We start from the raw sequence: 10,234 nt of genomic DNA on the forward strand, positions 1-10,234 counted from the left end.
TTTAGTAGTATGGAGGATCATTGTGTTAATAACAACAAGGCGATATACTAGTAGCAAAAATCAGGAAGTGGCGGATTTGAAATCTAAAGGACTGCAAGGGAAAGATTTCTGGATTGTTATTGCACTTATGGTTATAGTTCCAATAGCGGGTGAACTGAACTTTCATCCATTTGATAATATATTTCGCGTTAGTTTTGGAACCCCAATTTTTTTCTTTTCTTTATTGTATTTTAGGAATTATCATTCTGTTTTAATAGGGCTGTTAATAGGCATATCTGTCTTTGTATTCCGTGTTGGACTAGATTGGTTAGTATTGACCGATTTTAATCTTGCTTCATCTTTTTCGGTTAGATTTCCTACTTTTTTATATTATTTTTCATATTCCGTTTTATTCTATTTACTGAAGGTGAATCGAAATCAGCATCCTTTACTAATAGGAATCTTCGGTATTACGATTGAAATCACTTCTAGTTTAATCGAATTAATACTTCAACTATATGGAATGGGTTCTTCACTTACAGTCGAAGAGTTAAACAAAATTATTATTATTGCGGTATTTAGAAGCTTCTTTGTATTAGCGTTTATCAATATGATGAAACTTTACGAGCTAAAACTGAAGGAATCACAAACTCGTAAAGAAAATGAAAATATGCTTATGCATTTATCCAATTTGTATGTAGAGTCTGTTTATTTGAAAAAGACATTACAAAATGCCGAAACAATAACAAAAGAATCCTACAATTTATATCGAGACATGAGTAAGTACAAACAGGATTTAGGAGTTCCAATTGAAAAATGGGGGAGCAAATCTTTAAGAATTGCAGGAGAGGTACATGAAATAAAAAAGGATAACCAAAGAATTTTTGCTGGACTTTCTAAACTAATTACAAGTGAAAGTTTGCCTGAATATATGAGTGTAAGTGATTTAGTGACAATGGTTATCCGAATTAATCAAAAATATGCAGGCATGCTAGGAAAGAAGATTGAGTTTATTTCCGAAATAAAGGGACAACACCTGCACTATCATATCTATCTAATGCTATCATTCATTAATAACTTAGTTGCGAACGCAGTTGAAGCTATAGAGCATAAAGGGACGATTCTCTTATCAATAGAAAGAGTTGAAGATTGGATTGAATGTAAGGTTATTGATAATGGACCTGGAGTTCCTTCAAAAAATATGAAGCTTATTTTTAAACCTGGGTTTACTTCTAAATATAGCGATGATGGAACCCCATCTACAGGAATCGGTTTATCCTATATCAAAGAAATGGCAGAAGAACTTGGAGGGGAAGTTATTCTCAATCAAAAAGAGAGTGAATGTATTTTTACAATCCGACTACCAATCGGAGCTCTCGTCTTAGAAAGGATGAATTTATGAACTTTTATATCACAGATGATGATGAAGTCTTTCGATCGATGTTATCACAAATCATAGAAGATGAAGAGCTAGGTGAAGTTGTTGGTGAGGCGGAAGACGGCTTTTTTTTAGATGCAAATACACTTGAAATAAATCATGTTGATATTTTATTTATCGATTTATTAATGCCTCTTCAGGACGGTATAGAAACAATTCGCAGAATGGGACCTTCATTCAAAGGAAAAATTATTATGATTTCCCAAGTGGAGTCGAAAGAATTAATTGGAGAAGCTTATTCTCTCGGTATTGAATATTATATTACTAAGCCATTGAACAAAATTGAAGTGATCTCCGTCGTTAGAAAGGTCTTGGAGCGAATTCGACTTGAGCGATCGATTCTTGACATTCAAAAGTCATTAAGTAATGTTTTTGATGTAAATTCAATAAATCGACATACTCCAATATCTGATAAAAAGAAAATTACGGATTGGGGACAGGTTCTTTTATCAGAACTTGGCATAGCTGGAGAAAATGGGAGCAAGGACTTGCTTGATATGCTCAATTACCTATATGAATATGAAACGAATTTTGGCTTAGAGGCAGGGTTTCCTACATTAAAGGATATATACACACACATCAGTTTGAAAAAGCTAGGGATTGTAAATTCTCAAGAAGATGTTGAGCGGGAAAGGAAATCATCAGAACAACGAGTTCGTAGAGCAATTTATCAATCATTAAACCATATGGCATCAATAGGACTGACAGATTTTGCGAACCCTAAATTTGAAAATTATGCTTCAAAGTTTTTTGATTTTGAAACAGTTCGTCAAAGAATGAGTGAATTGAAGCAAGTATCCTTGACTTCATCAACACATACCCGCATTAATGCAAAGAAATTTATACAAGTTTTATACTTTGAATCGAAACAGCTATTAGCTGAGAGATATTAAAAATAAATATTAGTAGGCCCTCAAGCGCTTTTGGCGAGGGCCTTTTCGTATGAGATTACTTTCTGGAATAAACTAAATAGTATACTCATATTCTAAAATGACAAAAATTAAAAAATTCTAATAATCCATTCTCGAATTGTAGCATAGAAGAGTTTTAAAAGAATAAAATAATATACCTTAATAAATTATACCTTTGGCCATCTACGTTAGGGGTGATGTACGTTGGGCTTAATCGATTGGATAATGGGCAAAATGAATTTTCAATCAAGTACTAGTTCTTTTGAGTTATTAAATGATGAAGGGGATGGCCAATTAACATTAGGCGATACATTATTTAAGAATGATGTGATCAGGGCATGTATTAGACCTAAAGCCAATGCAATTGGAAAACTAAAAGTAACACATGTTAGAGAAAATAATAGAGAATGTAAGATTAACCCCGATCCGTGGGTTTTTAATGTACTTCAAGAACCAAATCCATTTATGTCTAGGCAATTACTTTTAGAGAAAATGGTAACGCAACTTGACTTAAATAGTAACGCGTTTGCATTTATAAAGCGAAATGATTTTGGGTATCCTATCGCTCTATTTCCTATTCCATGTACGAAAGTTGAAGTGCTTGAAAATAATCAAGGTTTGATTTTTTTAAAGTTCACATTCAAAACTAAAAATGTACTAATTTTACCTTATAGCGATATCATTCATTTAAGACAAGATTTTAATAGTAATGATCTATTTGGTACTTCGCCATATGATCCTTTACTTCCGTTATTAGAAGTGATTGATTCGGTAGATGATAGTATCGTCCAAAATGTAAGTAACAATCGCTTTATGAATTGGTTATTGAACTTTAAGGAATTACTAGATGAAGAAGATATGATTAAGAATACGAATGAATTTGTAAATAATTATATGAAGTTTACAGGCGATGGTGTAAAAGCAGGTTTTTCAGAGCCAACGTACACTTTACAACAAGTACCCGCAAGTAATTATGCTCCAGAGGCACAAAGAACAAGTGATGCAATCAGACGAATCTATAGTTTTTTTAATACGAACGAAAATATAGTTCAAAGTACATTTAATGAGGATCAATGGAATTCGTATAATGAAGCTGTTATTAATCCTTTAGTCATCCAGCTAAATAATGAATTTACACGTAAATTCTTCACTCCAGCGGAACGAAAAAATGGTAATCGGATTGTTTTTGAAGCATCTAACTTAGAATTTGCATCGATTGCAACTAAATTAGCATTTTCAATTATGGTAGAACGAGCTTCCTTAACTCCTAATGAATGGCGTGCTCTATTTGGAATCGGACCAATCCAAAGAGGAGATGTACCACTTCTAAAAACTGATACAGCACCAATCGATCAAAAAGAAAGAGATAGAGAATTTGAATTACGAGTTGAAAGAGAAAAGAGACGCGAAGAAGAAATTGAAAGATGCAGACAAGAGTGTTTAGAAGAATGCAAAGAATTTAAAGAATTTTGTAAGGAACAACAGAAGAAACTTTTAGAAAAACTAGAATCTGACGACAAAAGTAATTAATAACCAAAAATAGAGCTTTTAACTAATAATTAGTTAGGCTTTTTTTTTTTCAATTAGAAAGTTAGCATAGGTTAGATAGACAGGATACTTGTCCGAACACTTTTCCCATTGGTTCATATAGTAAAGTAAAAGCTAATATTAAACCAATATATGGAGTTGTTTATATGTTTGAAAATGATGCGATTATTACCCTATTAGGTAGTTCTGGCGGAGTGGCAAAGGCAGTACTTTCTATATTTAATAAAGCGGCAAAGGATCAAAATGATCCAATTCATCAGCTAATGAAAAATGCCAGGTTTCATTTAATTGATTTGAAACAGAAAGATTTAACTTATTTTGAAAGGATTATTCCTGACCTTATAGAAAATGTTACATTTCATGAAATGAATGTTAATAATATTGATTTAATGAAAAAACATCTCATAGAGAGTAATACAGTTATTGTAGTTGATGTTTCTAGAGCAGATTCTGTTGAAATGTTGCGCTGTTGTAATGAGTTTGGTGTGAAGTATGTCAACACAGCTTTAGAAAGTGAAATAGTAGATGGAGATGAAAGTATTAGTTCTGGATTCCCACTTAAAGAACGTTTACGTATCTTCGAGGACAATAAACGAAAGTTTAAAAATACTACAGCAATTATTGGTTCAGGGATGAATCCTGGTATTGTGCAATGGATGGCAATCGATTTAATGAACCAATTCCCTTCCGAAAAACCTCTTGCATGTTACATTGTTGAACATGATAATTCTTTTTATGAAAACCCTTCAATAGCTCAAAAAGAGACAATTTACACCACTTGGTCCCCAGATTGCTTCCTAGAAGAGGCAGTCACAAGCTTTCCTATGTTTGTTAAACAAAATATTCCAATCTTCTTGTATGATGATGTTTATTCTGTTGAATTTAAAGTAACGTTGGGGGAAAAAGTCTTCTATGGTTGTCTTATGCCACATGAAGAAGTATTTATTATTGGCAAATTGTTCAACTTAGAAAGTGGCTTTGTGTATCGTGTTAATGAGCATACAACAAATCTAATTAGAAATAATTTAAAAAACACTGACGAAATATTGGGTTTTGATAAAAAGCTTCTAGATCCTTCAACAGCTCCATTGGTAGGAGAGGACGTAGTTGGAGTTTTGCTTGTGTACGAAGATAAAGAGCGCTATATCTATAATGTTATGAACAATAAAGATTCATTCGCTAATTATGGTACAAATGCAACCTATCTTCAGGTCGCGTGTGGAGTTTATGCAGGGGTTGCGAGTTTATTTTTGGATACTGTAGTAAAAGGTGCCTACTTTGTTGATGAATTAGTATTAAATACAAATAGTAAATATGGAGAGTATTTAAAGTATCATATGCCTCAGTTTGTATATGGAGAAAATGAAAAAAGTGATGGATTACTTTTACAAAGAATGAAATCATTCAATAATTAAAAATATGAAAGAGGGGAGGAAGTGTTTTTGAGACCTCTCTTTTTTATAATTTAAGAAATAGTAGATCTTTATAGGTCTTAAAAATGCATTTTAAATTCAAAATTAATACAATTTTTAAAATCTGTGTTTTTTAAGAAAATTATTATTTTTTTATGGAAGAAATTAAGTATGTAGTTTTTGAATGAAGCACCCCTTTTCGTCTTAGACTATGGCTACGGGGAGGTTTCATCATGAATCTTATAACAAATTTCCGAGAAAAAAGAAGAGCAAAGCAAATTAAATTTGAAAAGAGCTTATTAAAAGAATTAAAAATAATTCAATTAAAAGCCCAATTAAAGGATTCGTTTTCCTACTGTATTGACGCAGACATTAACCAAAGAAAAGCACGAGAAGATTACTGTTTTGAGTTAGCGGTAGAAACATACTTATTAGGTGCAAGATATAGCCGATTTGGTTATTATGGTGAACCAATCGAGAATGTTATAAGAAGATCAGCTAAAGAATCTGAATGGTTAGCTTATTTATTTTATTCTTCTGTATTTGGCCGTAAGGATGATATACAAACAGAGCCGTTTGACCGATGTAAATCTTTTTTAAATAATTGGTGGTTAGATGGATATGTAAAAGGAGAAAGAAGACACAGACTTCGTTTATCAAAGTAAGTCATATTCTTCCTAGTTGTCCCATATATTTTTTATAGGACAATCAGGGGGAGAAAAAATGAAAAGATGGCATTTAATCGTTATCATTGTAACCTTTGTTTTTTTGATTTTGAGTATACCTTTATTACAAAAAACTTCAAAGACCTGGAATTTTAGAGGACTACCTCTAGATGGAAAAGTGATTGTTTTGGATGCTGGGCATGGTGGACCAGATGGAGGTGCTTCAGGTGGAGATGTTATTGAAAAAGTTGTGGCACTATCAATAACAAACAAACTGAGGGATTATTTACAAGGTCAAGGAGCAACAGTTATTATGACAAGAGATGGAGATTACGATTTAGCAGAGGATGGAATGAAAGGATATAGTAGAAGAAAAAGCGTGGATTTAAGGAAAAGGGTAGAAATTATTAATGGATCGAACGCAGACCTATACATATCAATTCATTTAAACTCCTTACCAAGAACATCTTCAAAAGGAGCACAAACATTCTTTTATGGTTCATTAATTGAAAATGAGCGATTTGCAAAATACGTCCAAGCTGAGCTAAGAGAAAGTTTAAATAATACTCATCGATTAGCGAAAATTATTAATCATGTTTATTTGATGAAATATGCCAAAGTACCAGGTGCGCTTGTAGAAGTTGGCTTTTTATCAAATTATGAAGAAAGTCAGCAGTTAAGAGATGAAGACTATCAAGATAAACTTGCTGCAGCTATATATAGAGGGGTTATTAGATATTATACAGATAAAAATGAACCACCGAATTAATCGGTGTTTCAAACTATTGGCAAACGCTCGTTTTCTTCGTTACTTGGTCTGCTTATGGTGCTTATTACCGTTTAGGGTAATTCCGCTCCGCACAGACTTCGTGCATCGAAAGATCAATTAGCTTGAAAATCATATTTTTTGGACTTCGTCTATGATAGGGAACCGCCGAATTATTCGGTGGTTTTCATTTTTACTAACTAATTAATGTTACTTAAGACTAACTATGATACATGTGTTATACTATTTAGTATATTAAGATAACGAGGTGTAAATATGCTTACCAATGAACAAGTATTATCACTTTTAGGTACAATTAATGAGCCATTTTTAAATAAATCATTAGCAGAATTAGATGCTGTTAAAGAAATATCGATAAAAGAAGAGAAGAAACATGTAAGCGTTAAAATTGCATTGTTGAAAACGGGCACAGCTGAACAAATGCAAATTCAAACACAAATTGTTCAGTTATTAAAGCAGAATGGTGCTGATACAGTTGGAATTCGATTTACTGAATTTACAGAAGAAGAAAAAGGTCAGTTTATTGAAGACAATGAAGAAAACTCAACACTTTCACTATTAGATAATAAAAAAGTACAATTTTTAGCAATCGCAAGTGGAAAAGGTGGAGTAGGAAAATCAACTGTTTCTGTAAACTTAGCTGTTGCTTTAGCAAGATTAGGTAAAAAAGTAGGTATAATTGATGCTGATATTTATGGCTTTAGTGTACCGGATATGATGGGAATTACGACAAGACCTGTGATCAGGGGTGAGCGTATCATTCCAGTCGATCGTTTTGGAGTAAAGGTTATTTCAATGGGATTCTTTGTAGAAGATAATTCACCAATTATTTGGAGAGGTCCAATGCTTGGTAAAATGCTACAACAGTTTTTCACAGAAGTAGAATGGGGAGATTTAGACTATTTATTACTAGATTTACCACCAGGTACTGGAGATGTAGCGCTAGACGTTCATAGCATGTTACCTTCTTGTAAAGAAATAATTGTTACAACACCACATCCTACAGCTTCAATTGTTGCAGCTAGAGCGGGAGTAATGGCATTAAAAACAAATCATGAAATTATTGGTGTTGTAGAAAATATGAGTTATTTTGAAAGTAAAAAAACTGGCGAAAAAGAGTATGTTTTTGGTAAAGGTGGAGGAGAAAGGCTTGCAAAAGAGCTTCAAACAACTCTATTAGGACAATTACCTTTACAGCAGCCTGATTGGGATGAAGAGGACTTTGCTCCTTCAATATATGATAAAGATCACCCAACAGGTAAAATCTATACGTCGATTGCTGAGCAAGTAGTCGAAAAAATCGTATTAAATAAATAATAAACAATACCCTTTTAATTTGTATGCTTGTTTTTTGTTATCAATGGTTATACGATAACCATTGATAATATTTAGACATGAATTAAATTATTAGGGTATTTATATTGATTAAATAGTTAATAAAGTTTTATATGAATCGTTAATTTAAGAAGAAAATCAGAAGCTTTGTGAAAACGGGGGATTAAGAAACGAATGACGAGTCGGAAATTGGTTCGATTATTTTTAATAACATTACTAGTTGGTGGAATCGCAACAATCATAACGGGTATTCTTTATGGGTATAAAGAGTATTTAAGTTACGTTCAAGATGCTAGATTTATTAAACTTCTAGTAGAAGTATCATTTTTATTTATATTAGGATTAGTCTTCAGTGCAGTAAGTCAGATGGGATTCTTTGCATATTTGACAATACATAGATTTGGATTAGGCTTATTTAAGTCATTATGGAATACAGTTCAAATTGTATTAATCATATTCGCTTTATTTGATTTAGCTTACTTTCGATTTAAAGAGTATGCGCATGGAGAAGCTTTTACTGTGTATTTAATATTCCCAATAGTGCTTTTAGTAGGTAGTTTGATTGTTTCTTATATAAAAATGAAAGAAACAAACAAAGGGGCGTTTATTCCAGCTTTATTTTTTATGATTGTCGTTACAATCGTTGAATGGGTTCCTGCATTAAGACAGAATGATCTTTCGTGGTTAATTCTAATGTTAGTACCGTTATTTATTTGTAATGCGTATCAGTTATTAACTCTACACAAAATACTAAAAAGCTAAGAGAAACATCTCTTAGCTTTTTTATTTTACAATTTTAATATTAGTTTTAGTATTAGATATCATTTGAGAAACAGTTATGTTTTTATATCCTTCGTCTTTTAAGTAGGACCAAATTAATGGCAATGCTTTTGGTGTTTGAAGTGCTGAATCACTTGCATGAAGCAAAATGATGTCGCCCGGATCAGTATTATTTTCTACGCTTTTAACAATTTTATTTGTTCCAGGATTTCTCCAGTCTTCAGTATTAACACTCCAATGAATTACAGAAAGATTGTTGCGTGCAGCAAGCTTTATAACTTCTTTATTATATTCACCATTTGGTGGTCTAAATAACTTAACGTCTTTTACGCCTAGACGATTAAATACTTCTGCTGAATTATTTAAATCTCTTTGCATTTCAACTGGAGTTAACTGGGTGTAGCTTTTATAACGATACCCAAGTGTTCCAATCTCGTGACCTTGTTTAACGATTGTTTCAACAATCTCTGGATGCCGCTCTGCCCATGATGCGGATAAGAAAAAGGTGGCATTCGTAATTTTTTGATTTCGTAATACGTCCAAAACTTTGATTACATTTTCATCTCCCCAGCTTATATCAAAAGTAAGAGATACATTTTTTTGTGAGGCATCACCTTTGTAAATTGCCATTGGCCCCTTGTTGGTTGAAAAAGTTGAAAATGTTTTAGGTGCTTGTATATAAACTAAGCAAGCTGTGAAAAATGCAATAATAGTAATTAAAGAAAATTGCTTTAATTTCCTTTTTGAAGTGATGTAAAAGTAAAAAAGCATAGAATCGCCTTCTTTCTTGTCCAAGTTCTTATATAAAGGATATGAGATTTAGTAAGCTTGTATGCTATAAAACGAAATGATTAAATGTTTTAAGTATTGGAACAATAAAATTGGGATTTTCTTAAAAACGTATAAAGATGAAAGTACCATGGAGTGGTGTTTATGTTTGGAGTGCTTCTAAATAGGGAGCATGTATTAGAGATCGAATCGCTCATAATACGCTCTCTATATGAATTAGATAAAGAGTTATCATCTCATAATCTAAATGAAAGAGTAAAAAATGAAATGGTCCAAAAGAAGAAAATCTTATATGAAGTGTATAATAGATTACCGCTATAGGAGTTTTTCACTTTAATAATGGTGTAGGGAGTAAAAAGCTTCATTGCTTTCCCTTTTCGCGATCACATGAGGCTTGTTCACATAGTCCATGAAAAAAAATTAAAAAAAATCAAATTTTGTGTTGACGCTATATTTGAATACGTGGTATATTATTTCTTGTCTTCAACGACAACAAAAACTGATTCAACAAATTAAAAAACAACTTTTAAAAAAAGTTGACAGGCTATATTACAAAATGGTAATATTAAAAAGTCGCTTCTGAGCGACAA

The 10,234-nt window shown here is 32.3% G+C and carries 10 protein-coding genes; 9 read left to right on the forward strand and 1 reads right to left on the reverse strand.

Annotated features, from left to right (window positions below; translation table 11 throughout):
- Positions 1-127: 127 nt before the first annotated feature.
- The 8 genes from CN946_RS19010 (at position 128) to CN946_RS19045 (ending at position 8,837) form a co-directional block, all read left to right on the forward strand.
- Positions 128-1,381 (forward strand): sensor histidine kinase, encoded by a 1,254-nt coding sequence (locus CN946_RS19010; RefSeq protein ID WP_098862531.1) that lies wholly within the window; start codon positions 128-130, stop codon positions 1,379-1,381.
- Entirely contained in the window at positions 1,378-2,310 is a 933-nt protein-coding gene (locus CN946_RS19015) for a response regulator (protein WP_098862523.1), read from the forward strand. The genes CN946_RS19010 and CN946_RS19015 overlap by 4 nt, the downstream gene beginning before the upstream one ends.
- A gap of 222 nt (positions 2,311-2,532) precedes the next feature.
- Positions 2,533-3,858, forward strand: coding sequence for a phage portal protein (locus CN946_RS19020; RefSeq protein WP_098862524.1), 1,326 nt, complete (start codon positions 2,533-2,535; stop codon positions 3,856-3,858).
- Positions 3,859-4,022: 164 nt separating this feature from the next.
- Positions 4,023-5,291 (forward strand): saccharopine dehydrogenase family protein, encoded by a 1,269-nt coding sequence (locus CN946_RS19025; protein ID WP_098862525.1) that lies wholly within the window; start codon positions 4,023-4,025, stop codon positions 5,289-5,291.
- 230 nt (positions 5,292-5,521) lie between these two features.
- Positions 5,522-5,953, forward strand: coding sequence for a DUF2521 family protein (locus CN946_RS19030; RefSeq protein ID WP_098862526.1), 432 nt, complete (start codon positions 5,522-5,524; stop codon positions 5,951-5,953).
- Positions 5,954-6,011: 58 nt separating this feature from the next.
- Positions 6,012-6,722, forward strand: a complete 711-nt coding sequence (gene cwlD, locus CN946_RS19035; protein ID WP_098862527.1) for an N-acetylmuramoyl-L-alanine amidase CwlD — start codon at positions 6,012-6,014, stop codon at positions 6,720-6,722.
- Positions 6,723-6,995: 273 nt separating this feature from the next.
- Complete coding sequence (locus CN946_RS19040) at positions 6,996-8,057, forward strand: Mrp/NBP35 family ATP-binding protein (RefSeq protein WP_098862528.1); 1,062 nt, start codon at positions 6,996-6,998, stop codon at positions 8,055-8,057.
- A gap of 192 nt (positions 8,058-8,249) precedes the next feature.
- Positions 8,250-8,837 (forward strand): KinB-signaling pathway activation protein, encoded by a 588-nt coding sequence (locus CN946_RS19045; RefSeq protein ID WP_098862529.1) that lies wholly within the window; start codon positions 8,250-8,252, stop codon positions 8,835-8,837.
- 21 nt (positions 8,838-8,858) lie between these two features.
- On the opposite strand, the gene pdaB is transcribed toward CN946_RS19045, so the two are convergent.
- Positions 8,859-9,626 carry a polysaccharide deacetylase family sporulation protein PdaB gene (gene pdaB / locus CN946_RS19050; protein ID WP_098862530.1) on the reverse strand — a complete coding sequence of 256 codons (768 nt, stop codon included), beginning with the start codon at positions 9,624-9,626 and terminating at the stop codon, positions 8,859-8,861.
- 162 nt (positions 9,627-9,788) lie between these two features.
- Here pdaB and CN946_RS23585 point away from each other — a divergent pair, with 162 nt between their 5' ends.
- The gene (locus CN946_RS23585; RefSeq protein ID WP_176547380.1) at positions 9,789-9,965 is read left to right on the forward strand and encodes a hypothetical protein; all 177 of its coding nucleotides are present in this window, start codon (positions 9,789-9,791) and stop codon (positions 9,963-9,965) included.
- Positions 9,966-10,234: the final 269 nt, after the last annotated feature.

Source organism: Bacillus sp. AFS053548, from assembly GCF_002575105.1.
Lineage (GTDB): Bacteria > Bacillota > Bacilli > Bacillales > Bacillaceae_G > Gottfriedia.

Coding starts and splice junctions, on each gene's coding strand:
- CN946_RS19010 (WP_098862531.1), top strand. CDS start 128: ATGGTTATAGTTCCAATAGCGGGTGAACTGAACTTTCATCCATTTGAT.
- CN946_RS19040 (WP_098862528.1), top strand. CDS start 6,996: ATGCTTACCAATGAACAAGTATTATCACTTTTAGGTACAATTAATGAG.
- pdaB (WP_098862530.1), bottom strand. CDS start 9,626: ATGCTTTTTTACTTTTACATCACTTCAAAAAGGAAATTAAAGCAATTT.
- CN946_RS19025 (WP_098862525.1), top strand. CDS start 4,023: ATGTTTGAAAATGATGCGATTATTACCCTATTAGGTAGTTCTGGCGGA.
- cwlD (WP_098862527.1), top strand. CDS start 6,012: ATGAAAAGATGGCATTTAATCGTTATCATTGTAACCTTTGTTTTTTTG.
- CN946_RS23585 (WP_176547380.1), top strand. CDS start 9,789: ATGTTTGGAGTGCTTCTAAATAGGGAGCATGTATTAGAGATCGAATCG.
- CN946_RS19030 (WP_098862526.1), top strand. CDS start 5,522: ATGAATCTTATAACAAATTTCCGAGAAAAAAGAAGAGCAAAGCAAATT.
- CN946_RS19015 (WP_098862523.1), top strand. CDS start 1,378: ATGAACTTTTATATCACAGATGATGATGAAGTCTTTCGATCGATGTTA.
- CN946_RS19045 (WP_098862529.1), top strand. CDS start 8,250: ATGACGAGTCGGAAATTGGTTCGATTATTTTTAATAACATTACTAGTT.